Below are 24595 nucleotides of genomic sequence, written 5' to 3'. Positions count from 1 at the left end.
GTCAGAGCGTGTCCAGGTCGGGGAAGGGGCGCACCGGGTCGCGGCCGTCCCAGCCCTGCGACGCCTCGCGGATCAGCCGGAACAGCTTGCCCTTGGGACCGGCCACCTCGGACAGTTCGACCACCGTTCCGGGAAAGGCGTTGCCCGCCGGCTTCTCCTCGAAATACACGAAGCGGCCGCGCTCGCCGACCTCGCCGCCCATGCAGACCTTGAAGCCCGCCTCCTCGGCCCGGCGCAGGTCGGCGTCGAAGTCCTCGGTCCAGTAGGCCACGTGCTGTACGCCCTGCAGGCCGGCGCGCAGGAAATCGCGGTACATCGACGGCACGTCGTTGCGCGTCTGCAGCAGCTCGATCTGCAGGCCGCCGGCGTTGGCCAGTGCGACCGAGTTGTGCGGCTCGTAGCGCTCGCCGCGGTAGGTGTAGTTGCGGATCGGCACGCGCGGGTTGTAGTACCAGGGGCCGACGCCCAGCACGCTGGCCCAGTGGTGCATGGCCGCCTCGATGTCGGGCACGAGGTAGGCCACCTGGCGGATCTCGCCGAAGAATCTGCTCATTGCAACTGCCTTTGTGGAATGGGGGACGGCCGGGTCGGCACGACCCGGGTCACTTGAGGAAACCGGTCGAGATCCAGGGGATCGCGGCGACGACGACCAGGCCGGCGAACAGCGCGGCCATGTAGCCGCCGATGTGCGGCAGGCCCTCGTCCGGATGGATCTTGGAGATGGCGCAGGCGCCGTAGTAGCCCACGCCGAAGGGCGGCGCGAACAGGCCGATGCCCATGGCGAAGATCACCACCATCGCGTAGTGCACCTCGTGGATGCCCACCGCCTTGGCGATCGGGAACAGCAGGGGACCGAACAGCACGATGGCCGGGATGCCCTCCAGCACGCTGCCCAGCACCACGAAGGCGACGATGGACACGGCCATGAAGCCGATGGCGCCGCCGGGCATCGCCTTCATCAGCATGGCCAGGTCCTGCGAGAAGCCCGATTGCGTCAGGCCCCAGGCCATGGCCGTCGCGCAGCCGACGATGAAGATGATGGCGCCGGTGAGCGAGGCCGTCTCCACCAGCATCGGCTTGAGCCGCCTGAGGTCGAACTGGCGGTGGATGAACACGCCCACCAGCACCGAATAGGCGATGCCGATGGTCGACACCTCGGTGGCGGTGGCCACGCCCTCGACCACGGCGGCGCGGATGACGAAGGGCAGGGCGATGGCAGGCAGCGCCACCAGCAGGAAGCGGCCGATCTCGCCCTTGCCGTAGCGGCGCACGCGCGACAGGTCCTCGCCGCGGTAACGCCACCAGACCACGGCACACAGGAAGGCGCCGACCACGACCGCCGGCAGCAGGCCGCCGGTGAACAGCGCGGCGATGGACACCCCGGTGACCGAGCCGATCGTGATGAGCACGATGGACGGCGGGATGGTCTCGGTCTGCGCGCCGGTGGCCGACAGCAGCGCCACCAGGTCACCCGGCTTGGCGCCGCGCTGCTTCATCTCGGGGAACAGCACCGGGGCGATGGCCGCCATGTCGGCGATCTTGGAGCCGGAGATGCCCGACACCAGGTACATCGCGCCGATCAGCACGTACGACAGCCCGCCGCGCACGTGGCCCAGCAGGCTGGCCAGGAACTGGATCATGGCCCGGGCCATGCCGGTCATCTCGATCAGGGCGCCCAGGAAGATGAACAGCGGCACCGCCAGCAGGATGAGGTGCGACATGCCCTCGTCGAGGCGGCCCACCATGACCAGCATGGGCGTGCGGGTGGTCAGCGCCAGGTAGCCGAAAGTGGCCAGGCCGAACGAGAAGGCGATCGGCACGCCGCCGAATACGCAGGCGGCGACCACGATGACGAAGAACAGCACCAGGTTGAACTTGCCCAGCGGCGCGAGCAGGGGGCCCGCCAGCCAGAACAGGAGAGTGACGGCCGCGGTGGCCGCCAGCGCGATGGCGATGCGCCGCAACGCGTGCTGCTCGAACAGCCGCAGCAGGGCCACGATGGCCATCAGGGCCAGGCCGGTGGGGATGGCACTGGCGCGCCAGGCGTTGCTGACCTCCATCGCCGGGCTGACCACCGGCAGTTCCTCGCTGGCGTACTCGAACGCCGGCCACATCACCAGGGCCAGGAAGGCAAGCGGGACCGCGAGGGCCAGGGTTTCCAGCATGGCCCGGGCCTGGGGCCCGACGCGGTTGACCACGCCGGTCATGCGCATGTGCTCGCCGCGCCGCAACGCCACGACGGCGCCCAGCATCGACAGCCACAGGAACAGCAGCGAGGCCAGCTCGTCGGACCAGACCAGCGGCTTGTGGAAGACGTAGCGGGCGATCACGCCGGCCAGCAACACCACGATCTCCACCAGCACCAGGCTGCCGGCCACCGCCTCGACGGTGGCGCCGATGGCGGTGTCGACGCGGCGCGCCAAGGCACCCAGGGCCGTCGCCGGCGGCGGTGTCACGTCCTGTGCGAGGGAAGCCGACATGGTCGCCCCGGCGGGATCAGGCGAGCTTGCCGACGGACTGCTCCAGCAGGCCCCAGGCCTCGTCGCCGAAGCGGCCCTTCCACTCGGCGTAGAAGCCGGCCTCGCGCAGCTTGGCGCGGAAGCTGTCCGGGTTGGCCTTGTTGAACGCCAGCCCCTTGGCCGCCAGATCGGCCTGCAGCGTCTCGTTGAGTTTCTTGATGTCCTCGCGCTGCTTCAGGCCGGCGTCGTTGATGGCGCCCGAGACCACCGTCTTCAGGTCGGCCGGCAGGCTCTCCCACATGCGGCCGTTGGCGATGAACCAGAAGCCGTCCCAGATGTGGTTGGACAGCGAGCAGTTCTTCTGCACCTCGAACAGCTTGGCCACCTGGATGATGGGCAGCGGGTTCTCTTGCGCGTCGACGATCTTGGTCTGCAGCGCCGAGTACACCTCGCTGAACTGCAGGCTGGCGGGCGAGGCGCCCAGGCCCTTGAACATGCTCACCGACAGCGGGCTCACCGGCACCCGGATCTTCAGCCCGTCCATGTCCTTGGCGGTGTTGATCGGCCCCTTGCTGCTGGTCATCTGGCGGAAGCCGTTGTCCCACATCTTCTCGAAGGCGTGCAGGCGCATCTTGCCGATGGCCGCGCGCACGTGCGCGCCCACCTTGCCGTCCATCGCGCCCCAGACCTGGCTGTAGTCGCTGAACGCGAAGCCGGTCGCGTTGATGGCCGCCACCGGGACCAGGGTGGCGATGACCAGCGCCGACGGGGTGAAGAAGTCGATGCCGCCCGAGCGCACCTGGGCCAGCATGTCGGTGTCGCCGCCCAGCTGGTTGTTCGGGAAGATCTTGATCTCGACCCGGCCCTTGCTGTCCTTGGCGATGCGGTCGGCCGCCTCCTGCGCGCGCACGTTCAGCGGGTGCGTGACCGGCAGGTTGTTGCCGTACTTGAGCGAGAACTCGGCGGCGTGCGCGAAGCGGGGCAGCGCGGTGGCCACGGCCGCGGCCGGCAGGGCACCCAGCTGGCGCAGGACGGCACGGCGGGAGGTGGGCACGGGAGTGCGGGGCATGGAAGTCTCCTTGAAGGGTTCTGATGGGTTCTGAGGACAGGCGGGTTGTCCTCTCCTGCCAGCGGCGCTAGAGTAGGCCGAAGGGACTGGTGCGTCAAACCGGTATTTGAGGTGTCTTGAGGTGTCGTTGCCGCGCATGGAAGAGGTGGCCGAGCGGGCCCAGGTGTCGCTGGCGACGGTCGACCGGGTGCTCCATGGCCGGGCCGGCGTGCGCGCGTCCACCGTGCAGCGGGTCATGCGCGCGGCCGCGGACATCGGCTACGTGTCCGAGGCGCAGGCCCGCACGACGCTGGGGCCCAAGCCGCTGCGCCTCGCGTTCCTGATCCCGGAGGGCAGCAACCGCTTCCTGCGCATGCTCGGCGACCTGATCGGCTATTCGCAGGAGCACTGGGCGCCGTTCAACGTGCGCTGCCAGGCCGAGTACATCGAGGCCTTCAATCCCGAGGCGCTGGCCCGCCAGCTGCTGCGGCACGGCAGGAAATGCGACGGCATTGCCTTCATGGCGCTGGAGCACCCGCTGGTGCGCGAGGCGGTGGCCGACCTGGCGGCCCGCGGCGTGCCCACGGTCACGCTGATCTCCGACCTGTCCAACTCGAGCCGCAGCGCGTATGTCGGCCTCGACAACCGCGCCGCCGGCCGCACCGCCGCCTACCTGATCGCGCGCTTCATGGGGGCGGCGGCGCGCGGGCGCACGGCCAAGGTGGCGATGATCGCCGGCTCCCTCAGCTACCGCGCGCACGAGGAACGCGAGGCCGGGTTCCTGCACCTCTTCGAGGAGCAGTGCCCGGACGTCCACGTTGTCGGGTTGCGCGAAGGCCACGACGATGCCGAGAAGAACTACCGCCAGGCGCGCGCGTTGTTCGAGCAGCACGGTGACCTGTCAGGCATCTACAACATCGGCGGCGGCGCCGAGGGGATCGGGCGCGCCATCCACGAGGCGAGGCTGGCGCGCAAGCCCGTCTTCATCGGCCATGGCCTCACGCCCGACACCCGGGCGCTGCTGATCGACGGGACCATGGATGCGGTGATCACGCAGAACCCGCAGGGTGCCGTGATGAACTGCGTGCGCATCTTCGCCAACCTGCGCGACGGCCGCGAACCCAACAGTGGCGTGGAGCAGGTGCGCAGCCAGGTGATCTTTCGCGAGAACCTTCCCTGAGCCCGACCGTGGCTGCGCGGCCGTTGCGCAAACGCCGCGACTCCTTCTAAATCTGTAAGAAATACGCATCAGATGTTTCCGCTGGATGGATGGCCCCAGGCCGTTCGTTCATCCGGAGCACGATGGCGTACCGCGTCGGCCATTCACCGGCAGGTGCTTCGTGCCTGCAACGTCCTCTTACCACTTCTGCTCATTCTTGGGCCCGTCCATGCAGAACCCGTTCAGGCTGACGCGCTGGTTTGCGATTCTCGGGCTGTTGACCACGGCCCTGGTCAGCGTTGCATCGTCGTTGCTGCTGTCCCGCTTCCTGGTGGGAAACCTGCTGAGGCAGGACGCGAACGTGAGCATGGAGTTCGTGCAGGGCATCGTCGAGGTGCAGCATGCGCGCAGCTACTTCACGCGCGAGCGGGAAGCCGACAACAACCTGGTCGAGTTCTTCGACCGCATCGCGACCATGCCGGACGTGGTGCGGGCCAATGTCTTCTCGCGCGACCGCACCATCATCTGGTCGAGCGACTCCAGTCTCATCGGCATGAAGTTCGAGGACAACCCCGAACTGGACGAAGCCCTGCACGGCAAGCTGCACGTCGGCGTCGACACCGTCGGGACGAAGGCCGAGCACGCGCTGCTGCCTGCCACGGTCCTGCGCTACGTGGAGAACTACCTGCCGGTGCGCAGCGGCCAGGACGTCGTCGGCGTGATCGAGGTCTACAAGAATCCGCGCGCGCTGTTCGAGGCCATCGAGGACGGCACCAGGCTGGTGTGGTGGAGCGGCGTCGGCGGCGGCCTGTTCCTTTACGGGCTGCTGCTGTGGGTGGTGCGGCGAGCCGACCGCATCATCCAGTCCCAGCAGGCCCGGCTGGTCGAGAGCGAGACCCTGGCCGCGCTGGGGGTCATGGCCTCCGCCGTGGCGCACGGCATCCGCAACCCGCTCGCGTCGATCCGCACCAGCGCGGAACTCAATCTCGACAGCCCGTCGGCCACGGTGCGCGAGTCCAGCGGCGACATCGTCGACGAGGTCGACGGCCTGGAGCGTTGGGTGCGCGACCTGCTGGCGTACGCGGTGCCCGAATCCGGCGAACCCGAGAACGTGCAGATTGCGCAGGTGCTGGACGACAGCCTGGGCAGTTTCGCGCGGGTGTTCCAGCGCCGCGCGATCCGCGTGGCCACGTCGTCGCTGCACGAGGCCCCGGCCGTGCGGGGTGACGCAGCCTTGCTCACCCAGGTCTTCAACTGCCTGCTGACCAATGCGATGGACGCCATGCCCAGCGGCGGACTGGTGGAACTCGCGATCAGCAAGCCCCCCGACGAGGGCAAGCTGCGCATCAGCATCAGCGACAACGGGGCCGGCGTGGCGCCGGAGGAACTGCCCAACGTGTTCGTGCCGCGCCGCTCGACCAAGAGCACGGGGCTGGGCGTGGGCTTGCCGCTGGCCAAACGCATCGTCGAGAGGTTCGGCGGCGCGATCGAGTTGGTGGGCCGTGCAACGGGCGGGGCGACGGTCAACGTCGATCTGGTGATCGCGCGATGAGTCGTTCCATTCTCGTCATCGAAGACAACGCGACGCTGGCGCGCAACCTTGCCACCTCGTTGCGCCAGCATGGCTACGGCGTGACCGTCGCGGCCCAGGGCACCCAGGGGCTGGCGGAAGCCGAGGCCAACCCGCCCGACGTGGTGCTCGTCGACTACAACCTGCCCGGCATCAACGGCCTGGAGGTCCTGCGCCGCCTGCGCTCGCGCCAGCCCGAGGTGCGCACGATCATGATCACCGGCCACGGCAGCGTCGAGATCGCGGTCGAGGCCATGAAATCCGGCGCCTGCGACTACCTGTCCAAACCCGTGGCGCTGGCCGACGTGCACCACGCCGTCGAAAAGGCGCTGGGCGAATCCGCCCCGCCGGTGGCGCGGGCGCCCAGTCGCGGCCCGCCGGCCGGCAGCAGCCTCGGCTCCTTGCTGGGTGACTCGCCGCCCATGCTGACCCTGAAGGACGCGCTGGCACGGCTGTTCGAGGCGGAAGAAGCCCTGAAGGACCATGACCGGCCCACGGTGCTGATCACCGGTGAGACAGGCACCGGCAAGGAGCTGGTGGCACGGGCCATCCACCAGGGGGGCGCCCGCCGCGAGGGGCCCTTCGTCGAACTCAATTGCGCGTCGCTGCCCGTGGCGCTGGTGGAGTCCGAGCTGTTCGGGTTCGAGCGCGGGGCCTTCACCGACGCGCGCGAACGCAAGCCCGGCATCGTGGAAATGGCGCAGGGTGGCACGCTGTTCCTCGACGAGATCGGCGAGCTCGATCTGTCGGTGCAGTCCAAGCTGCTCAAGCTGATCGAGGATCGGGTCACGCGTCGCCTTGGGAGCGTGCGCGACAACCGCAGCCACGTGCGCATCATCGCGGCCACCAACCAGCAGCTGGAGCGCCAGGTGGCGCTGGGCCACTTCCGCGCCGACCTGTTCTTCCGCCTGCGCATCGTGCACCTGCACCTGCCGGCATTGCGCGAACGCGGCGCCGACATCCTGATGCTGGCGCGGCATTTCCTGGCCCTGCACGGCGAGCGTTATGGCAAGACCGGCCTGCGGCTGGCGCCTGCCTGCGAACGGCTGCTGCTCGACTATCCCTGGCCCGGCAACGTGCGCGAGCTGCGCAACTGCCTCGAACAGGCGGTCCTGATGGCGCAGACGGACGAGATCCAGGCGGAGCAGGTGGTGCTGGCGCCGATGGCGGCGTTCGGCGTGGACGAGGCGCCTTCCAGCGGCATGGGCGTGCTGCCCGAGCAGGGCGTCGTGCTGGAGGAAGTGGAGGGCACGCTGATGCGGCAGGCCCTGATGCGCACGCGCTGGAACGTCACGCGGGCGGCCAAGCTGCTGGGCGTGTCGCGCGACACGCTGCGCTATCGCATCGAGAAGTTCGAGCTCCAGCCTCCGGACAACCTGACTTGAAAGCGCGGGTGGGGCAGATGCCCCACGCGCTTGGCGGCAGCACCCAATCACCCTTCCTGGCCATGCCTGTGCCACGAGAGCCCAAGCGACGCGAGGCCTGTGTCCGCGCGGCCTGCAGCCGGCTGGGGTGCACGTGCGAGGATTGGCACGGGACGTGCAAAACGGCAAGACTCGCCGGAGACTCCTGCATGCGAACCTGCCCGCCCCGCCGCCGTTTCGTGCTGGCCCACGCCAGCCGCGTCGCGCGCCTGGCGCGCCCGATTCCCGCTGTGCCACCGATGCAGCTGCAGGTGCGCTGCGGTCGCACCGTGGACGATGCTGCCGCTGCCGTGGAATTGACGCCCGCCGAGATCATCGACTGGGCCCGTGCCTACTGCCTGGCCCAGCAGGATCCCGACCTGCTGGCCCTGGACACGCACCCCCTGTGGTGGGCGGTCGAACGGTTCATGCTGTTCTCGGAGGCGGGCCGCCTCGAGGACTGCTGGCGCGCCATCCTCGCGGTGCTGTGCGTCACGTCCGATCCGGAAGTGCTGGGCGTGCTGGCCGCGGGGCCGCTGGAAGACCTGATCGAGCAGGCCGGCACGGCCTTCGCGGACCGCATCGTCTGGCAGGCCTGGACCGATCCCGCCTTCTGCCGCCTGCTCGAGGGCGCATGGGAGTGCGGACGGCCGGAAGTCTGGGAGCGCATCGCCGCCGTGCGGTCGCAGGCCGGGCAGGCGATGGTGCCGCCCCTGCCGCTGCACCAGTTGCACTGACGGGGCGGTCCGGCCGGGGCTGGCGCCCCGGCGGCCTTCAGGATGTCACGGCGTCAGGTTGCCGGTCGAGAAGTCCGGACGCAGGCGCACGTCGGCGGGCACCGGGAACGGAAATCCCAGCACCACCGCACCGCCCCGAACCCGGTTCTGCGCCTGGCAGTTCTGCACGCAGTTGGTGGGCGGCGGTGCGACCTCGGTCCCGTCCTCGCCCGTCACCATGCCCATGCGCCCGCCGCTGGCCACGTCCCAGATGGACTCGCGCCCGCAGTGCTGCACCGTGGCGAAGGTGTTGTCGCGGCGGCGGATCTGGTTGTCGCAGCCGGCCGGGATGACGCGGGTGGCGACCTGCGCGCTGTCGCGGCCCACGAAGACCGGCGAGATGTCGTTGGCCCAGTTGATGCGGGGCGCGACCGTGACGGTGGTGGCGCGGGCCGGGTCGCTCGGGTTGAACGGCACGACGTCACCCTCGCGCGCGCGGAAGTTGGGGTTGTCGAAGTAGAAGGTGCCGGCAGCCAGCACGTGCCGGATGCGGGTGGCCGTGCCATCGGCGCGCTCGGGCTCCATCTGGAACAGGCCGCCCTGGGTGCAGTCCTTCGCCTGGATCTTCATGCTCAGGCCGGTGCCGGTGCGCGACAGCTCGATGCTGTCGTCCTTGATTTCCACCAGCACGTCGCCGGCCAGCACCCGGCCACGGTGGTCGGGGATCTTGGCCTCGAACACCGGCGCGTCGCCGCCCACGGTCTGCGTGCCCGGCGCATTGGAGGCCAGGAAGCGGTAGTCCTGGATGCCGAAGGTGGCGGCGACCACCTGGAACTGCACGTAGCGGCCGCGCACGGTGAAGGTCTGCCCCAGGGTGCCGGCGGGCAGCCGGACGTCGCGGTCGCCGCTGACGACGGGCTGCCCCGCGCGCACGACGGAGAAGCCGCCGCCCTCGCAGAACTTGGACGAGGCGGCCTGGGCCAGCGGTGCGGCCAGCGCGAGTGCGCTGCCCACCACGGCCATGGCCAGTGGGTGCAGCGCGGAAAGCTTCAGGTGGATGCTCATGGGGGTCTCCCAGTGGATGACTACGCCGGGACGGGAGTCCATCGCCACGCATGGAGACGGTTCCTGCCGGAGGGGCCATGCCCTTGCATGGTGCGTGCCATCGGCGCGCGATTCGACCCATCGGTCGCGGGGCGAGCAGGCGTCCCCTTGTCGCAGGCACGGTGGGCGCAAGCGCCTGGCTCTGCGTGCGATGTGCCCCTATCCGGGTGGGGCATCTCCCCAGCGCGGCTTCTACAAGACGTCGTTGAGCAGGTAGCTCGCGTTGTCGACCAGCTTGTGCCAGGCGCCACGGCGCTGCCACGCATCGAGCTGGATCTCGTGCGCACGGGCCACGTAGCGCTCGAAGATGGCGTCCAGCTGCCGGGCCAGGGCGGCATCCAGGATCGACAGCGTGATCTCGTCGTTGGTGTCGAACGAGCGATCGTCGAAGTTGGTCGATCCCACGGCGCACCAGCGGCCGTCGATGGTCATGACCTTCTGGTGCAGCAGCGTGTGCGGATATTCGAACAGCCGCACCCCGCAGCGCAGCAGCTTCTCGAAGTTGCGGTGGCCGGCATGCTGCACCAGCGGGTTGTCCGACCCGCCGATCGATGGCATCAGCACGCGCACGTCGACGCCGCGCCGCACCGCGGCCCCCATCCCCTCGATCGCCTCGGCCTTGGGGATGAAATAGGGGTTCTGGATCCAGATGCGCTCGCGTGCCAGGCCCAGCACCGTGTGGTGCAGGATCTTCACCGCGGGCGCCGAATTCTCGGGCTTGACGTAGGCGGCGTGCACGAGCGTGTCGCCGGCAGGCTCCAGCGGCGGGAAGACCGCGTCGCCCACGAACAGTTCGCCGGTCTCGCCGGCCCAGTTCTCGCTGAAGGCGGCCTGGATCGCATGGACGACGGGGCCGTGCACGTGCACGCTGACGTCGGCCGAGTGAAGGTGGTCCTCGGCATCGCCGAGCCAGTCGTCGGTGATGCAGTGGCCGCCGACGAAGGCCTCGCGGCCGTCGAGCACCACGATCTTGCGGTGGTCGCGGTCGGTGAGCACGCCCAGGTTGTAGATCGTGCGCTTGTGGAAGAACTTCAGCTTGCAGCCGGCTTCTTCCAGCAGGCGGCGCTCACCCTTGCCGATCTGGCGGCTGCCGGTGGCGTCCAGCATGACGCGCACGGTCAGGCCGGCGCGCGCCCGTTCGGCCAGCGCGGCGGCGATGCGGCCGCCGAGCACGCCTTCCTTCCACAGGAAGGTCTCGAAGTGCACGGTGCGCCGGGCCTGCCCGATGCGCTCGACCAGTACGTCGAAATAGTGGCCGTTCTGCAGCACGTCGAGCCGGTTGCCCCCGACGGCCAGGCCCAGCGTGAGTCCCGCCAGCGACGGCATCAGCCGCTCGATGGACGCGTCGCAGTCGACCTCCAGCTTCGGGCTGCGGTGCCGCCGGGCGGACCAGAGCACGATCGCCAACAGCACGGCCATGCCGGCCGGGAGGCCGATCCAGAAACCTTCGCCCATGGACTGTGTCTTGCTGCCGCTCGGTGGTGGGACCCACAGCGTAGGCTGGACGCCGAGGCCCATGGGGCGCCGATGGCCCGGGTGGGCCATGGCGTTGCAGGCGGCGAGCCGGTTCCGGCCTAGTGCGCGGCCGAAGGCGTGTCGCTCTGCAGGCGCCGCACGACCAGGTGTTCCATGGCCACGCTGACCGTGTGGCCCGTGGCGGGCAGCACGTCGATGGTGGCGGCGGCGCCGAGTTCGACCAGGGCCTGCTCCGCCCGTTCGCCGTCGCGGTACGCAATGACGGGATCGTCGGCGCCATGCAGCAGGTGGAAAGCAACTCTCTCGGGAACGGCGGCGGGCCGATCGGCGAAGCGGCCCGCGATCGAGACGATGCGGCGTGCGAGCCGGTGTCCGCGCGCCGCGGACTCCAGCGCCATGATCGCGCCCTGCGAGAAGCCGACCAGCACGGTCTCGTCGGCACCGACGCCCGCGGCCGCCTGCTGCTCGCGCACGGCCGCCACGAACAGCGGCATGGCCTGCACCACGCGTTCGCCGCGGTTGGCTTCGGTGACACCGCGCACCGAGAACCATTGCAGGCCCTGGCCCAGGTCGGACGCGTGCGCGCCCGGCACGGCGACGACGAGCGCATCGGGGAAGGCCGCCGCGAGCCGGCGGCCCAGCGGCGCCATCGACGGCGGCGCGGAACCGACGCCATGGAACAGCAGCACGAGCTGCTTCACCTTGCCGCCCGGCGGGCGGTGGAGCACCAGCGCCTCAGGCATGGGAGGCCTGCGCCAGGTCGCCGAACCGGTAGGCGTCCATCGCGAGGACGCCGTAGGTCATGCCGCCGTCGATGACCTGCACCGGCGCGCCGGGCGCGCTGGCGCCATAGGCGAAGGGCAGGGGCAGGTAATGCTCGGACGTCGGGTGGGCACGCCGCGCGTGCGGGGCCCGCTCGAGGTAGTGCACCAGTGCGTCGCCGTCGTGGCCGGTCACCGCGCGGCGCGCCCAGTCGACGAACTCGTAGGCGTAGCCGGGGCCGGCCGCGCCGACGTCATGCCGGAACTCGTACAGGTTGTGCGTGATGCTGCCCGAGCCGAGCAGCAGCACGCCCTCGTCGGCCAGGGGCGCCAGGGTGCGGCCGAGCCGGACCGCGCCCTCGGGGTCGAGGTTGCGTGGCATCGAGACCTGCAGCACCGGCACGTCGGCATCGGGGAACAGGTGGCGCAGCGGCACCCAGGCGCCGTGGTCCATGCCCCACTCGGTGTCGGCGGTCGCGTTCCAGCCGTCGGCGTTGAGCAGCTCGAGTGCGCGCGCAGCCACGTCGGGTGCGCCGGGGGCGGGGTACTGCAGCGTGTACAGCTCGGCGGGGAAGCCGCCGAAGTCGTGGATGGTCTCCGGCGCGGCCGTGGTGGTGACGCGCACGCCGGGCGTCATCCAGTGCGGGGACAGCACGAGCACGGCGCGCGGCCGCGGCAGCGAGGCGCCCAGGGCGCGCAGCTGGGGGCCGGCCTGGGCGGGCTCGAGCGCGAACATGGGCGAGCCGTGCGAAACGAAGAGCGAAGGGAGGCGAGGCATGAGGGTCCTTGGCGGAGCAACCATGACTGTAAGGACGCCAGCCATCGGATGAAAGACCCCGGATCGGGACACATTGTTCCGGATCGCGGGCGAGTCGACCCACGCCGGGCCGGACCCCGCGACAATCCAGGCATGCTGGAGACGGTGCTCGGGTCCTTGCAGGCCCTGCAGGGCGCACCCGCGTACGCGCTGGTGTTCGCGGCGCTGGCCGGCAGCGGGTTCGGGCTGCCGATCAACGAAGACCTGCTGCTGCTGGCCGCCGCCGCGCTCACCCTGCACGGCATCATGGAACCGGTCCCGCTGGCCATCGTCGCCTGGACCGGCATCCTGCTGGCCGACACGCTGGTGTTCCACTGGGGCCATCGCTTCGGCGCGCGCCTGCTTCGCCACCGGCTGGCCGCCCGCGCGTTGCCGCCCGGCCGCCTGGAAGCGATGCAGGCTCGGGTGCGGCGCTGGGGGCCGGCCGCGCTGGCCCTGGTGCGCTTCCTGCCCGGCCTGAGGAGCGCCGTGCTGTTCGCGGCCGGTTCGCTGAAGCTGCGCCATCGCGACCTGTGGCTGTACGACGGCCTGGCGGGTGCCGTCGAGATCCCCTTGCTGGTGTGGACCGTGCGGGCCCTGGGCGGGCAGTGGCAGGCCGTGGTCGGGCACCTGGAGCGCTGGCAGTCCGTGCTGCTGCCGGCCGTGGCGGTGCTCGTGCTGGTGGCGGTCGGCTGGGTCCTGCTGGCGCGCCGGCGCCGCCGCTGACCGGGGCCTGACTGTTCGCAGCCCGGTATCGAGGCGCGTGGCCGCGCGGGCCGGTCGTTGCAAAGTGGCGCGACCGTGCTGCGGCTAAGATGCGGGAAGGGAGACAGCCCGACCTTGCAGACGATGCCCGCCGCCGAATCGGGCCGCTGCCGTGCCAACGAGGGATAGAAACACCATGCCCAATATCGGCGCCGTGCTGAAGAACGAAATGTCACGAGTGGCCCGCAAGGAATTGCGGTCCGAGACGCAGCAGCTGAAGAAATCCGTCACGCAGTACCGCAGCCAGATCGCGGAGTTGCGCCGCCGCCTTCAGGCGCTGGAGGCACAGGTCAAGCGGCTGGCCAGGAGCAGCGGCAAGGCGCAGGCGGCCCCCGCCGACGACGACGACGAGGACAGCGGCCCGTCGCTGCGCTTTTCGGCCAAGGGCCTGGCCGCGCAGCGCAAGCGGCTGGGGCTGTCGGCCGCGTCGGTCGCGCACATCCTGGGCGTGTCGGCGCTGTCGGTCTACAAGTGGGAGAGCGGCAAGACGCGTCCGCGCGCGCGCCAGCTCGAGGCCATCGCCCAGCTGCGCAAGATGGGCAAGCGCGAGGCCATGGCCCGCCTGGCGGCCTGAGGCGCACGCCATGCCCTTGCCCGAGCCGGCGCCGCGCCGGTACCTTCACACGCGTGCCGTCACCTACCGCGGTTACCTGCGCGAGGACGGCCTCTGGGACATCGAGGCCGAGCTCGCCGATACCAAGACGTATGGCTTCACCCGGTCCGACGGCAGCGAGAAGCCGGCGGGCGAGCCCATTCACCACATGCTGATCCGGCTCACCATCGACGAGAGCATGACCATCCGTGCCATCGCCACCGCGATGGACCACGCCCCGTTCGGCGAGTGCCAGCAGGGCAACGACCCGATGCAGCAGATGGTGGGCGCCACCCTGGGCCCGGGCTGGCGGCAGGCGATCGAGAAGGCGCTGGGCGGCGTGCGCGGCTGTACGCACCTGCGTGAACTGCTGTTCAACATGGCCACCGCGGCCTACCAGGCTGTCTTTCCCTGGCGCGAGCGCGAGCGCCGGCTGGCGGGCATCAGGCCGGGCGAGGCCAGGGAGCCGCCCTACCACCTGGGGCGCTGCATTGCCTGGGACACCGACGGCGCGGTGGTGGCCCGGCACTACCCGCAGTTCGTGGGCTGGCAGCGGGTCAGGATGCCGAAGAAGAATCCGCCTTCGTCCACGTGAACACCCGCACCGGCGGAATGTTCACCAGCTCCCATTGCCTGTCCGGCACGCCCAGGTGCGGCGTGGTGTACGCAGCCACGTGAGCCCGGACCTGGTAGGCGACGAAGCGGCCGCCCGGCCGCAGGGTGGCGGCGACCGAGCGCGCGATGGCATCGGCAACGTCCGCCGGCATGGTGGAGAACGGGATGCCCGAGACGATGGCGTCCGGCGCGGGCAACCGCCGGGCCGCGACGAACTCGGCCAGCCGCTCGGCGCTCCCGACCTCGAGGAACAGGCGCGGGTCGTGCAGCATCTGCATGAGGTGCTGGTGGAACGTGGGGTCGAGTTCGATCGCCAGCAGCCGTGCGCCCGCCGGCATCGCCTGCAGCAGGGCGGCAGTGGTCCCGCCGGTGCCCGGGCCCAGCTCGACCACGGTGCGCGCGCTCGCCACTTTCGCGCTGCGCACCAGGCGCTGCTCGAGCCGGTGCGAACTCGGGATCACGGAACCGACCTGGGCGGGGTTGCGCAGGAAGCCACGCAGGAATTCGAGGTTGTCGCGCTGCGGAGCCGTGGTGGCGGGCGCGGCCGACAAGGTGGCCGGCCCGGCATCGCGGACCGGGCGTTGGGATGGAATGGCCATGAGGGTTGTGGTTTTGTTGGCTGCGGGCGTCCCGATTCTGGAGGTGGGTGGCGCATCACCTTGTCGGACAGGGCCGACAGCGATCACCGTCGCGTTCAGGGGCGGGAGGAAACACAGTGAAACGCAGGCAGTCCCTACAGTGGATGCAGGACCGTCCTCAGCGAGGGCAAGGCAGGCAGGATGCGAACGAGGGTGCGTGAAGTGATCGACGGTGTGGGCGCGCGCGCGGCGCGCTGGTGGGGCGCGCTGCGTCGCCACCCCTGGCGAACCGCCGCGCTGCTGCCGGCCGCGGCGCTGCTGTACGTGCTGGTCCTGGTGCCATTCACGCCCGGCATCTCGAACCTGCGCAAGGCCAAGGTCGACGCGCCGGCCGTCGTCGTGTCGGCCGACAACATCGTGCTGGCGACCTACCAGCGCGTCCACCGGCAGTGGGTGCCGCTGGCGCAGGTCTCGAAGCCGGTCGTGCAGGCACTGATCGCCACCGAGGACCACCGGTTCTGGGAGCACCACGGCATCGACCTGTATCGCACGGCGTCGTCGGCCTGGCACACGCTGCGCGGCGAGCGCCAGGGCGGCTCGACCATCACGCAGCAGCTCGCGCGCAACCTGTACCCCGACGAGATCGGCCGGGCACCGACGCTGCACCGCAAGGTCAAGGAGGCGATCACCGCGCTGAAGATCGAGGCGGTCTACAGCAAGCAGGAGATCCTCGAGACCTACCTGAACACGGTGCCCTTCCTCTACAACGCGTTCGGCATCGAGATGGCCGCGCGCACCTACTTCGACAAGCCGGCCAGCCAGCTCGACGTGCTCGAGGCGGCCACCCTGATCGGCATGCTCAAGGGCACGAGCTACTACAACCCGGTGCTCAACCCCGAGCGCGCGCGAGACCGCCGCAACGTCGTGCTGTCCCAGATGGCGCGCCGCGGCGTGCTGGAGCCCGAGCGGGCCCGGCTGCTGGCACAGCGGCCGCTGCGGCTGGACTTCGAACGCCAGGACGCGCCGCTGGGGCCGGCCCCGCACGTGGCCCAGTACCTGCGCAAGTGGCTGATCGCCTGGGCCGACCGCAACGGCTTCGACATCCACGGCGACGGCCTGGTGGTGCGCAGCACCATCAACACCCGGCTGCAGAAGGCCGCCAACCAGGCCGTCGCGCACCAGCTGGCGCAACTGCAGCCGCTGGCCGACCGCCGGCGCTCCAGGGACCAGGAACGCGCGCTGCTGCAGGCGGGCTTCCTGGCCATGGACCCGCGCAACGGCCACGTGCTGGCCTGGGTGGGCAGCAGCGATTTCGAGGTCGACCAGTTCGACCACGTGAGCCAGGCCCGGCGCCAGCCGGGTTCGACCTTCAAGCCCTTCGTCTACGGGGCCGCCTTCGCCGACGGCTATCGGCCCACTGACACCTTCGTCGACCAGCCGGTCCAGTTGCGCGGCAAGGCCGGGGAGGTCTGGAGCCCCAAGGACGTGACGCCGCCCACCGGCAAGCCCATGACCTTGCGCGACGGGCTGGTGCAGTCGCGCAACAGCATCACGGCCCAGCTCATGGACAAGGTCGGGCCTGGGCGCGTCGCGCGCCTGGCGCAGGCGATGGGCGTGCGCGAGAGCCGGCTCGACGAGGTGCCGGCGCTGGCGCTGGGCACCAGCCCGGTCACGCTGCGCGAGATGGTGGCGGGCTACGGCGCGATCGCCAACAACGGCATCTGGACCGAGCCCATGCTGGTGCTGCGCATCGAGGACAAGTCGGGCAAGGTGCTGGCCGGGTTCGTGCCGTCGCGCAGCGAACAGGCACTGCCTCGTCCGGCCGCGCTGACACTGGTGAACACCCTGCGCGGCGTGGTCGACGAGGGCACCGGCACCGCCATCCGCACGCGCTACGGCATCACGGCGGACGTCGCCGGCAAGACCGGCACCTCGCAGGACAACGCCGACGGCTGGTTCATGCTGGCGCACCCGCAACTGGTGGCCGGTGCCTGGGTCGGCTTCAACGACCAGCGCATCACCATGCCGGACAGCTGGGGGCCGGGCGCGCGCAGCGCGCTGCCCGTCGTGGGCGAGTTCTTCCAGCAGGCGCAGCGCAACCGCTGGATCGATCCGCAGGCGGAATTCGCGATCCCGCGGCCCAGGCCCAAGCCCAGGGAGAAGGAGCGCGACCCGATCGAGCGCATGGTGAACGACGTGCTCGATGCGGTGGTGAAGATCTTCCAGTGAGTCGACCCGCCCCGGAGGGCAAGGCCGTCAGCGGATCGTGAACGGCCCGCCGGCGTGGTCGGTGACCGTGAACCGGCCGTTGCCCTGGTAGGTCACTTCCACCATCTGCCCCTGGCCGCCCGTGATCGAGCCGACCGTGCCTCCGGCCGTGCGGTTGCCGGAGGACGTGTAGATCCTGCCCCCGGCCGAGCCGGGCAGGCCGTTGTCGGCGGCGGCGAACCGGTTGCCGTCGGACGACAGGCTGATGCCGCGCCAGGTCAGGTTGAGGTCGGCGGCGCGCCACTCCCAGGGATCGTTGCCGCCGGTGGTGCTGATGAAGACGTAGCCGCGGTGGCCGTAGGCATCGTTGCGTGGCTCCTGGGCCGTGACGACCTGGCCGTCGCGCGAGATGGCCAGTCCGCTCCAGCCGCTGTAGCTGAACCGTGCGGTGAAGCTGGCGCCGCCATCGTCGCTCACCCACGGGTTGCCACCGTTGTCGAGCACCGCCATGCGCTGGCCGTCGGCGCTGGCTGCAGCGTGGGTCCAGTTGCCGTTGCCGAGGCGGCGCGTCCAGGTGGCGCCACCGTCGCTGGAGACGTACACGCCCTGACGTGCCGGGTCGCCGGTGTAGAGCGAGGCGCTGGCCACCAGCCGCAGGCCGTCACTGGAGCCCGCGATGGCGCGCCAGTCGGTGCCGGCCGTGCCGGCGACGGGCGTGAAGGTGAGGCCGGCATCGGTGGAGACGTGCACGGCGCCGCCGCCCACGCCCACGATGCGCTGGCCGTCGTCGCTCATGTGGACTGCGGCCCAGGCGACCGTGGCGCTGCGGGCGGACCAGGTGGCGCCGAAGTCCGACGAGACGTGCAGGGTGCCGGCGCCCACCGCAGCCAGGCGGCTGCCGTCTGCGGACATGAGCACCTGGGTCCAGCTGGTCGACGGCAGCGTCGTGCGGGTCCAGCTGGCCCCGCCGTCGCCCGACAGGTAGACGCCGCCGGGATTGGCGATTGCGGCGATGCGGTTGCCGCTGGCGGACATCGCCGTGCCGGCCCACGGCAGGTCGGGCGACGCCGGGTCGGGCACGCGTGCGGTCCAGGCCGCGCCCGGCACGCTGTTGCCCGGCAGGCCGGCGGTGTCCACGTACTGCAGCGCGTTCTGGGCCAGGCGCCAGGGCGCGGTGCCCGTGCCCGCGACGCGGACCCGATCGCCGGCGCGCAGGTCCTCGGCGCGCGGCAGCGTGACCACGACGGCCGTGCTGCCGTCGGAGGTGACCGTGTAGCTGCCATTCGGCGCGGCCTGCAGGGAGGCCGGCGCCGGACTGGGTGCGGGCGCAGGACTCGGAGCGGGAGCGGGAGACGGTGCCGGTGCCGGTGCCGGTTCAGATCCTGCGTTCGGCGCCGGCGCCGGCGCGGGGATGGTCTCGGGTTCGGGCGCAGGCGCAGCGGGCGCAACCGGGCCGTTGGCGGCCAGCTGTCCGGCGCCGTTCGCCGCGGATGCGTCGGCACCGCCTCCGCCGCCGCACGCGGCCAGGCAAAGGGCCGCCAGCGCCGACAGCGCCAGGGCGCCGCAGCGCCGCCCGATCGGTTGCTCGTTCTTCTCGTCCATCTGTCGAACCACTCCCTGTGTTGCGTGTGTGGGTCGCAGTGTCCGCAGCGGCAGAGCCAGCAGGCGTGGTCCATCTCAGCCATTGCCCGTAGGACCGGCCGGGATGCTGCTGTCGGGCGCACGCCGAGCCCGAACGGGCCATGGAAGGGCAGGGCCGGAGAGGGATGGAGCGGAACCGGCGGATCGAGGCCGGCCAAGCCAAAAGAAAAAAGCCGGGCCTTGCGGCCCGGCTTTCGTCGCCCTCCCTGAAGGGTGACAGCTTTGTGTGTGGCTGGCTCCCGCTCAGCGCGGGGTGAACGAGCCCGTGGACCCGGTGACGCTGAACACGCCGTTGCCCTCGTGGCGCAGCTGCAGCGACTCGCCGGTGTCACCGCCTGCGAGCGCGCCGGTAGTGCCTGTCGTCGTGCGGTTGCCGATCGACGTGAACAGCTGACCGCTGGTGGTCGTGAACGTGCCGGTCACCACCGCCATCGCCGCACCGAAGCGGTCCATGGCGATCTGCCGGAAGTTGGTTGCGCCAGGCACCGTCAGCGGCTGGAAGGTCGTGCCGCCATCCGTCGACAACTGCACGCTGCCGGCGGTGCCGTTGGAACTGGTGGCGCCGATCACGGTGCCCGTCTCGTCCATCGCGATGCCGGTGAAGTCGCCACCCGTGGCGCCGGAAGCCGTCCAGGTCGCGCCGAGGTCCCTCGAGATGTACATCGTGCTGGCGCCGCTGCCGCCCGCGAAGGTGCTGTTGGCCGCGATCGCGATCACATTGCCGACGCGCGACATGCGGGTGCGGTACCAGCCGCTCTCGGTGATGGCCGCGCCGGCGGTGGTGACCGTCACCGGCCGCAGGGTCCAGGTCGCACCGCCGTCCGCCGAGGTATAGACCTGGCCGTTGGCGCCGGTGACCGCCTGCGACACGGCGACCAGGTTCAGGCCGTCGGGCGAGCTGTCGACCGAGCGCCACGGCTTGGTCAGGGCGGCGCCGGCCGAGGTGCCCACGACCCAGGTCGTGCCGCCGTTGGCGGAGCTCACCACCGGTCCGTTCATGATCACCGCGGTGATGCGCTGGCCGTCGTCGGACATGGTGACCGACTCGAAGTCGCGCGCGGCCAGGTTGACCGCGGCGCCGCCGCTCACCTGCGTCCAGTTCACGCCCTTGTTGGTCGACACCCACATGCCGCCGCCGAACGCGATGGCCACCATGCGCTGGCCGTCGGCCGACATGTCGGCCTGGATCCAGGCCTGGTCCACCGGCAGGTCGGCGCTGTTGGCGAATGTCGCGCCGCCGTCGGTCGAGATGTGCACGTTGCTCGGCACGGTGCCGACGGCGCCCCGGATGTTGGTGGCGAGCACCACATCCCCGGCGGGGTTCATGGCGACCGAATGCCAGGGCGTGGCGGCGATGGTCGACGGCGTCCAGGTCGTCCCGGGCAGCACATTGCCGGTGACGGCCGGATTGCCGCCGATGGCGCCCGTCAGGATGGTCTGGCCGGCGTTCTGCGCGATCTGCCAGGCGGCGGCGCTGACGCCGGTGACGGACACGGTGTCGCCGACCGCCAGCCCGGCGGTAGCCGGCAGCGTGATCGTGACCGGGCCGGCGCCGGCAGCGTTGACGCCGTAACTCTGGTTGGCGGCTGCCTGCGTGTCGCCCGTGATGAGGGTCGTGCCGGCGACCGGAGCGGGCGCAGGAGCGGGACCGGGAGCGGGCGCTGGTGCGGGCGGGGGCCCGCCGGCGATGGGGGCCGCCGCGCCATCGCCGCCGCCACCACCGCCGCAAGCGGTGAGCCACAACGCGGCCAGCGCAGCCGTGATGTGGATCGTTTGTCTCGTTGCTCGCTTGATCATTCGGTACCTCCAAGTTGCGTTGAATGACGCGGTTCGTTCCTTGCACGTCGCATTGGATGGTCGGAGTTCCCAGCCTCTGCCGGTTGCCGCCAAGGAGCAAATCGACGTAGGAGAGGGCAGTCGCCGAATGGCCCGGCAGAGCCATTGCGAACGGCTGGGCCATGGCGTGCTGCTCACCCGTGAACGCCCGGCAATGCGCGTTCCTGACCTACAGGCGGCACGCCGGCCGTGGACTAGCTTTCGCCTCCCCGCAACGACAAGGAGAGCGAGATGAACGATCCACTGCTGGGCCAGATCCTGGGCAGCGTGCTGGGGGGCCGCGGCGGCGCTGCGCCCGGCGCCAGTGCCGGCGGCCTGGGCGGCATCCTCGGCAGCATCCTGGGCGGGGGCGGCCTAGGCCAAGCGACGGGCGCCTCGCGCGGCGACCCGGGCGGCCTGGGTGGACTGGGCGGCTTGGGCGGCCTGGGCGGACTCGGTGGCCAGGGCGGCGGCATGGGCGCCAGGACGGGAGGCCTGGGCGGCAGCGGCGGCGCGCTGCTGGCGATGCTGGTGCCGCTAGCGATGCAGTGGGTGCAACGCCAGGGTGGCATCGGCGCAGTGCTGCAGAACGCCGGCCAGCGCGGCTATGGGGCACAGGCCGACTCGTGGCTGGGGACCGGTGCCAACCAGCCGCTGGCGCCTTCCGCCGTGCACGACCTGGTCGGCTCCGAGGAACTGGCCAGCCTGTCGAGCCGGCTCGGCGTCGACCAGAACGAGGTGGCCAGCGGCTTCGCGCAGATCCTGCCGGAGATGGTCGACCGCCTCTCGCCCGACGGCCGGCTGGAGCCCGATGCCGACCAGCGGCTGGATGCGGGGCAATCGGCCCTGGACGACCTGCTGGCCGGTCTGCGCTGAAGCCAGGGGGCGGCGCGGGCGTTAAGCTTGCGTCCATGCACTACCGTCAGCTCGGCAAGAGCAACCTGAGGGTCTCGGCCCTGTGCCTGGGGACCATGATGTTCGGCGACCAGACCGACGCCGCCGTCGCCGGCGCGATCGTGGCCGACGCCCGAGAGCGCGGCGTCAACTTCATCGACACTGCCGACGTCTACACGCGCGGCGCGTCCGAAACCATGGTCGGCGAGCTGCTGCAAGGCCAACGCGACGACTGGGTCCTGGCGACCAAGCTGGGCAACAGGATGGGCGATCGGCCCAACCAGGGGCACTACTCGCGCACCTGGATGCTGCGCGAGGTCGAGGCCAGCCTGCAGCGCCTGCGCACCGACCGCATCGACATCCTCTACCTGCATCGCGACGAGCCCGACGCCGACCTGGAAGAGACCCTGCGCGCCCTGGACGCGATGATCCGCGACGGCAAGCTGCGCTACTGGGGCGTGTCGAACTTCCGCGGCTGGCGCATCGTCGAGGTGGTGCGCATCGCCCGCGAGCTGGGGATGCCGGGGCCGGTGGTCTGCCAGCCGTACTACAACCTGCTCAACCGGATGCCGGAGGTCGAGGTGCTCCCGGCCTGCGCGCACCACGGCATCGGCGTCGTGCCGTACAGCCCCATCGCGCGCGGGGTGCTCACCGGCAAGTACCTGCCTGGGCAGCCTCCCGCCGAAGGCACCCGCGCCGGCCGCGGCGACAAGCGGATCGGCGAGACCGAGTTCCGCACCGAGTCGCTGCAGATCGCCCAGCAGCTGCAGGGCCATGCCGCGGCCCGGGGCGTCACCCTGGCCCAGTTCGCCACCGCCTGGGTGCTGGCGCACCGCGCCGTGTCGTCGGTGATCGCCGGCCCGCGCACGCTGGAGCAGTGGCAGGCCTACCTGCCGGCGATCGACTTCGTGCCCGACGCCGCGGACGAGGCCCTGGTCGACTCCCTGGTGGCCCCCGGGCACCCGTCCACACCCGGGTTCACCGATCCGTCCTACCCGTTGCCGCCCCGGCGCGCCTGAGCCGTGGCGCTGCCGCTGGACACCAGCTCCATCACCCACGGCATCCAGTTGGCGGTCGCGCCGGTGTTCCTGCTGACCGCCGTCTCGGGAATGATCGGCGCCGTCGCCGGCCGGCTGGCGCGCATCATCGACCGCGCCCGGCTGGTCGAGGACCGCGCGCGGACCAGCACCGATGCGGACTTCCTGGACCGCGCCGAGGCGGAACTGGCCGAGTTGCGGCAACGCGGCCGGCTGGCCAACGGCTGCATCGCGCTGCTCACGTCGTGCGCCTTCCTGATCGGCCTGACCATCCTGATCCTGTTCCTGGGCGAGACCACGGCCGTGAAGGTGAGCGTGGTGGCGGTGGGCAGTTTCCTGCTGGGCGTCGCCTGCTTCCTGTTCGCGCTGCTGTGTTTCCTGGCCGAGACCTTCGTGGCGACGCGCCTGCTGAACTTCCGGGTGCGGCGCTAGCGCTACGCGTTGCAACACGCGTCTCGTCGTGTTGCCGATCCCGACAGATTGATACGACCTGCTCCTACAAGCTGAGGCGGCATCGCTGCCTACCCTGCCTGGCAGAGCGCGATGCGCCACGGAGACCCAAGACATGCAGGATGTCCAGCTACGCCAGCGCTCGGCCGATCGGTTCGGGCTGGCGCTGCCCATCACGATGGAAGGCGAGGAGTGTGCCTGCCATGACATCAGCGCCACCGGTGTGCTGCTCGAAGCCGCGCAGGCGCCGCAGCTGGGCGCCCAGGTGGCGCTGAGCCTGCAGTACCAGTCCGGCGGGCGGCCGTTCACCGTGGACTGCCGCGGCCAGGTGGTACGGGTCGAGCGCCACGGCGACAACTACAACATCGCGGTGCGGCTGAACGAGCCGCTGTTCCAGGAGGCCGTGCCGCAGGAAGGCGGCACCGGCTGACCGGAGGGCGCCACGGCGACCGGGCGCGCCGGGGCATGGATGGACATGGACAGCGCGCCGGTGTCGCGGCGCAGGAGGACACGATGGCAACCGTTGAACACCGGGTCGTGGTGCCGCTGCGGCGGCGCGAGGAGCAGCGCGGGGCCGAGCGCTTCGAGATGGAGCTGCCGCTCGCGGTGGGATCGGACCGGGCGGGCATCACGCGCGACCTGAGCGTCAGCGGGCTGTCGTTTACCGCCCGCGAGCCCTACACGGTGGGCGAGGAAATCGACCTCACCGTCGAATACCTGTTGGATGGCCACAACTTCCCGCTGCGCTGCCTCGCCACGGTGGTGCGCTGCGACCCCTGCGCTGGCGGCTACACCGTCGGCGCCAGGCTGAACACGGCCTTCCTCGAATAACTTTCCCGGCGCTCCTGCTGGGCTGCCGGGCCATAATCCGGCCATGGGGCTGCTCAACAAGTTGTTCAAGTCGGAGCGTGCCGAGCCCGACTCCGGCCCGGTCTCGGGCACCCGCTTCCAGGAGAGCGACGACCCGGACGACGACGCGGCCGAGCGCGAGGCGGCGCGTCGCGAGCTGGTGCAGCTCACCTTGCGCGACACCATGCGCCGGCATGCCGTGCCATCCGACTGGATCGAGTGCCGCATGCTGCCGGTGGTCAACAGCAAGCGCCGCAGCGGCCTGCACGTGCAGTTCGTCGTCAAGCAGGGGCAGGCCAGCCTGCTCACCTACATCCCCTCGTTCCAGAGCAGCCTGATGGCCGAGATCGAGAAGTTCGATCCGCGTGCCTGGGACTGGCTGCTCAGCATTTCCTGGCAGTTCGCCGGCATCACCGCCAAGTCCGGCGGTGCCCTGCCGGAGGGTGGCGCGTGGCACAAGGAAGGGGCGCAGGGCACGGCTCCCGCCGCGCTCGCCGGCACCGCGGGGGTGGACGACGACGTGGCCGAGGACCTGCAGGCACTGTTCGCCATCCGCGACGCTGCCATGAAGGAGGCCCCGTCGGGCCCCGATTTCGAGGCGACCAGGCCAGGCTTCCTGCCCAGCGGCGGCGGTCCCGGCCGCTGAACAGCAGGCCGGG

The 24595-nt window shown here is 70.8% G+C and carries 24 protein-coding genes; 14 read left to right on the top strand and 10 right to left on the bottom strand.

Annotated elements, in window-relative coordinates; translation table 11 throughout:
* Position 1: 1 nt before the first annotated feature.
* From GON04_RS17835 to GON04_RS17825, 3 genes are read right to left on the bottom strand one after another with little or no spacing between them, the layout of a single operon-like run.
* Positions 2 to 553 carry a VOC family protein gene (locus GON04_RS17835; protein ID WP_157399373.1) on the bottom strand — a complete coding sequence of 184 codons (552 nt, stop codon included), beginning with the start codon at positions 551 to 553 and terminating at the stop codon, positions 2 to 4.
* 49 nt (positions 554 to 602) lie between these two features.
* Positions 603 to 2480, bottom strand: coding sequence for a TRAP transporter large permease (locus GON04_RS17830; RefSeq protein WP_157399372.1), 1878 nt, complete (start codon positions 2478 to 2480; stop codon positions 603 to 605).
* Between the two features lie 16 nt (positions 2481 to 2496).
* Entirely contained in the window at positions 2497 to 3528 is a 1032-nt protein-coding gene (locus GON04_RS17825) for a TRAP transporter substrate-binding protein (RefSeq protein WP_157399371.1), read from the bottom strand.
* A gap of 136 nt (positions 3529 to 3664) precedes the next feature.
* Here GON04_RS17825 and GON04_RS17820 point away from each other — a divergent pair, with 136 nt between their 5' ends.
* The 4 genes from GON04_RS17820 to GON04_RS17805 all read left to right on the top strand — a co-directional run bounded on the left by GON04_RS17820 (position 3665) and on the right by GON04_RS17805 (position 8376).
* On the top strand, positions 3665 to 4687 hold the full coding sequence (locus GON04_RS17820) for a LacI family DNA-binding transcriptional regulator (protein ID WP_157400752.1): 1023 nt from the start codon (positions 3665 to 3667) through the stop codon (positions 4685 to 4687).
* Between the two features lie 256 nt (positions 4688 to 4943).
* Positions 4944 to 6218, top strand: coding sequence for a sensor histidine kinase (locus GON04_RS17815; protein ID WP_198349327.1), 1275 nt, complete (start codon positions 4944 to 4946; stop codon positions 6216 to 6218).
* Positions 6215 to 7621 (top strand): sigma-54-dependent transcriptional regulator, encoded by a 1407-nt coding sequence (locus GON04_RS17810; protein ID WP_157399369.1) that lies wholly within the window; start codon positions 6215 to 6217, stop codon positions 7619 to 7621. The genes GON04_RS17815 and GON04_RS17810 overlap by 4 nt, the downstream gene beginning before the upstream one ends.
* Positions 7622 to 7809: 188 nt before the next feature.
* Positions 7810 to 8376: a DUF6869 domain-containing protein gene (locus GON04_RS17805; protein ID WP_157399368.1), complete on the top strand. Its 567-nt coding sequence runs from the start codon at positions 7810 to 7812 to the stop codon at positions 8374 to 8376.
* Between the two features lie 45 nt (positions 8377 to 8421).
* Here the strand turns inward: GON04_RS17805 and GON04_RS17800 are convergent, their stop codons facing one another.
* The 4 genes from GON04_RS17800 to GON04_RS17785 all read right to left on the bottom strand — a co-directional run bounded on the left by GON04_RS17800 (position 8422) and on the right by GON04_RS17785 (position 12474).
* The gene (locus GON04_RS17800) at positions 8422 to 9420 is read right to left on the bottom strand and encodes a hypothetical protein (RefSeq protein ID WP_181653639.1); all 999 of its coding nucleotides are present in this window, start codon (positions 9418 to 9420) and stop codon (positions 8422 to 8424) included.
* A 231-nt stretch (positions 9421 to 9651) separates the two neighbouring features.
* On the bottom strand, positions 9652 to 10914 hold the full coding sequence (locus GON04_RS17795) for a phospholipase D-like domain-containing protein (protein WP_181653638.1): 1263 nt from the start codon (positions 10912 to 10914) through the stop codon (positions 9652 to 9654).
* 119 nt (positions 10915 to 11033) lie between these two features.
* On the bottom strand, positions 11034 to 11678 hold the full coding sequence (gene ypfH, locus GON04_RS17790) for an esterase (RefSeq protein ID WP_157399366.1): 645 nt from the start codon (positions 11676 to 11678) through the stop codon (positions 11034 to 11036).
* Positions 11671 to 12474, bottom strand: coding sequence for a dioxygenase family protein (locus GON04_RS17785; protein WP_157399365.1), 804 nt, complete (start codon positions 12472 to 12474; stop codon positions 11671 to 11673). Before GON04_RS17785 ends, ypfH begins: the two co-directional genes overlap by 8 nt.
* 132 nt (positions 12475 to 12606) lie before the next feature.
* Here GON04_RS17785 and GON04_RS17780 point away from each other — a divergent pair, with 132 nt between their 5' ends.
* The 3 genes from GON04_RS17780 (at position 12607) to GON04_RS17770 (ending at position 14444) form a co-directional block, all read left to right on the top strand.
* Positions 12607 to 13218, top strand: coding sequence for a DedA family protein (locus GON04_RS17780; RefSeq protein ID WP_181653637.1), 612 nt, complete (start codon positions 12607 to 12609; stop codon positions 13216 to 13218).
* Positions 13219 to 13393: 175 nt separating this feature from the next.
* Positions 13394 to 13831, top strand: a complete 438-nt coding sequence (locus GON04_RS17775; RefSeq protein WP_157399363.1) for a helix-turn-helix domain-containing protein — start codon at positions 13394 to 13396, stop codon at positions 13829 to 13831.
* 10 nt (positions 13832 to 13841) lie between these two features.
* The gene (locus GON04_RS17770; protein ID WP_157399362.1) at positions 13842 to 14444 is read left to right on the top strand and encodes a DUF2889 domain-containing protein; all 603 of its coding nucleotides are present in this window, start codon (positions 13842 to 13844) and stop codon (positions 14442 to 14444) included.
* On the opposite strand, the gene GON04_RS17765 is transcribed toward GON04_RS17770, so the two are convergent.
* Positions 14407 to 15063 carry a class I SAM-dependent methyltransferase gene (locus tag GON04_RS17765; RefSeq protein ID WP_157399361.1) on the bottom strand — a complete coding sequence of 219 codons (657 nt, stop codon included), beginning with the start codon at positions 15061 to 15063 and terminating at the stop codon, positions 14407 to 14409. The two genes, GON04_RS17770 and GON04_RS17765, sit on opposite strands and share 38 nt — an antisense overlap.
* A 180-nt stretch (positions 15064 to 15243) precedes the next feature.
* Between GON04_RS17765 and GON04_RS17760 the strand changes: the two genes are divergently transcribed.
* Entirely contained in the window at positions 15244 to 17271 is a 2028-nt protein-coding gene (locus tag GON04_RS17760; protein WP_157399360.1) for a penicillin-binding protein 1A, read from the top strand.
* Between the two features lie 27 nt (positions 17272 to 17298).
* Here the strand turns inward: GON04_RS17760 and GON04_RS17755 are convergent, their stop codons facing one another.
* A complete protein-coding gene (locus GON04_RS17755) occupies positions 17299 to 18852 on the bottom strand; it encodes a WD40/YVTN/BNR-like repeat-containing protein (RefSeq protein WP_157399359.1) in 1554 nt (517 codons plus the stop codon).
* Positions 18853 to 19134: 282 nt separating this feature from the next.
* Positions 19135 to 20688, bottom strand: a complete 1554-nt coding sequence (locus GON04_RS17750) for a WD40/YVTN/BNR-like repeat-containing protein (protein ID WP_157399358.1) — start codon at positions 20686 to 20688, stop codon at positions 19135 to 19137.
* Positions 20689 to 20958: 270 nt separating this feature from the next.
* Here GON04_RS17750 and GON04_RS17745 point away from each other — a divergent pair, with 270 nt between their 5' ends.
* From GON04_RS17745 to GON04_RS17720, 6 genes are all read left to right on the top strand, one after another.
* Complete coding sequence (locus GON04_RS17745) at positions 20959 to 21582, top strand: YidB family protein (protein ID WP_157399357.1); 624 nt, start codon at positions 20959 to 20961, stop codon at positions 21580 to 21582.
* 35 nt (positions 21583 to 21617) lie between these two features.
* A complete protein-coding gene (locus GON04_RS17740; protein ID WP_157399356.1) occupies positions 21618 to 22619 on the top strand; it encodes an aldo/keto reductase in 1002 nt (333 codons plus the stop codon).
* A gap of 3 nt (positions 22620 to 22622) precedes the next feature.
* The gene (locus GON04_RS17735) at positions 22623 to 23069 is read left to right on the top strand and encodes a DUF2721 domain-containing protein (protein ID WP_181653636.1); all 447 of its coding nucleotides are present in this window, start codon (positions 22623 to 22625) and stop codon (positions 23067 to 23069) included.
* Between the two features lie 133 nt (positions 23070 to 23202).
* Positions 23203 to 23517, top strand: coding sequence for a PilZ domain-containing protein (locus GON04_RS17730; protein WP_157399355.1), 315 nt, complete (start codon positions 23203 to 23205; stop codon positions 23515 to 23517).
* A gap of 83 nt (positions 23518 to 23600) precedes the next feature.
* Positions 23601 to 23918, top strand: coding sequence for a PilZ domain-containing protein (locus GON04_RS17725; protein ID WP_157399354.1), 318 nt, complete (start codon positions 23601 to 23603; stop codon positions 23916 to 23918).
* 43 nt (positions 23919 to 23961) lie between these two features.
* Positions 23962 to 24582 (top strand): hypothetical protein, encoded by a 621-nt coding sequence (locus GON04_RS17720; RefSeq protein ID WP_157399353.1) that lies wholly within the window; start codon positions 23962 to 23964, stop codon positions 24580 to 24582.
* Positions 24583 to 24595: the final 13 nt, after the last annotated feature.

The organism is Ramlibacter pinisoli (assembly GCF_009758015.1).
Classification (GTDB): Bacteria; Pseudomonadota; Gammaproteobacteria; order Burkholderiales; family Burkholderiaceae_C; genus Ramlibacter; species Ramlibacter pinisoli.
This window is presented reverse-complemented; position numbering and strand designations above follow the sequence as displayed.

Coding starts and splice junctions, on each gene's coding strand:
- GON04_RS17760 (WP_157399360.1), top strand. CDS start 15,244: ATGCGAACGAGGGTGCGTGAAGTGATCGACGGTGTGGGCGCGCGCGCG.
- GON04_RS17750 (WP_157399358.1), bottom strand. CDS start 20,688: ATGATCAAGCGAGCAACGAGACAAACGATCCACATCACGGCTGCGCTG.
- GON04_RS17755 (WP_157399359.1), bottom strand. CDS start 18,852: ATGGACGAGAAGAACGAGCAACCGATCGGGCGGCGCTGCGGCGCCCTG.
- GON04_RS17770 (WP_157399362.1), top strand. CDS start 13,842: ATGCCCTTGCCCGAGCCGGCGCCGCGCCGGTACCTTCACACGCGTGCC.
- GON04_RS17830 (WP_157399372.1), bottom strand. CDS start 2,480: ATGTCGGCTTCCCTCGCACAGGACGTGACACCGCCGCCGGCGACGGCC.
- GON04_RS17720 (WP_157399353.1), top strand. CDS start 23,962: ATGGGGCTGCTCAACAAGTTGTTCAAGTCGGAGCGTGCCGAGCCCGAC.
- GON04_RS17780 (WP_181653637.1), top strand. CDS start 12,607: ATGCTGGAGACGGTGCTCGGGTCCTTGCAGGCCCTGCAGGGCGCACCC.
- GON04_RS17835 (WP_157399373.1), bottom strand. CDS start 553: ATGAGCAGATTCTTCGGCGAGATCCGCCAGGTGGCCTACCTCGTGCCC.
- GON04_RS17795 (WP_181653638.1), bottom strand. CDS start 10,914: ATGGGCGAAGGTTTCTGGATCGGCCTCCCGGCCGGCATGGCCGTGCTG.
- GON04_RS17745 (WP_157399357.1), top strand. CDS start 20,959: ATGAACGATCCACTGCTGGGCCAGATCCTGGGCAGCGTGCTGGGGGGC.
- GON04_RS17725 (WP_157399354.1), top strand. CDS start 23,601: ATGGCAACCGTTGAACACCGGGTCGTGGTGCCGCTGCGGCGGCGCGAG.
- GON04_RS17785 (WP_157399365.1), bottom strand. CDS start 12,474: ATGCCTCGCCTCCCTTCGCTCTTCGTTTCGCACGGCTCGCCCATGTTC.
- GON04_RS17730 (WP_157399355.1), top strand. CDS start 23,203: ATGCAGGATGTCCAGCTACGCCAGCGCTCGGCCGATCGGTTCGGGCTG.
- GON04_RS17740 (WP_157399356.1), top strand. CDS start 21,618: ATGCACTACCGTCAGCTCGGCAAGAGCAACCTGAGGGTCTCGGCCCTG.
- GON04_RS17805 (WP_157399368.1), top strand. CDS start 7,810: ATGCGAACCTGCCCGCCCCGCCGCCGTTTCGTGCTGGCCCACGCCAGC.
- GON04_RS17800 (WP_181653639.1), bottom strand. CDS start 9,420: ATGAGCATCCACCTGAAGCTTTCCGCGCTGCACCCACTGGCCATGGCC.
- ypfH (WP_157399366.1), bottom strand. CDS start 11,678: ATGCCTGAGGCGCTGGTGCTCCACCGCCCGCCGGGCGGCAAGGTGAAG.
- GON04_RS17820 (WP_157400752.1), top strand. CDS start 3,665: ATGGAAGAGGTGGCCGAGCGGGCCCAGGTGTCGCTGGCGACGGTCGAC.
- GON04_RS17825 (WP_157399371.1), bottom strand. CDS start 3,528: ATGCCCCGCACTCCCGTGCCCACCTCCCGCCGTGCCGTCCTGCGCCAG.
- GON04_RS17765 (WP_157399361.1), bottom strand. CDS start 15,063: ATGGCCATTCCATCCCAACGCCCGGTCCGCGATGCCGGGCCGGCCACC.
- GON04_RS17810 (WP_157399369.1), top strand. CDS start 6,215: ATGAGTCGTTCCATTCTCGTCATCGAAGACAACGCGACGCTGGCGCGC.
- GON04_RS17775 (WP_157399363.1), top strand. CDS start 13,394: ATGCCCAATATCGGCGCCGTGCTGAAGAACGAAATGTCACGAGTGGCC.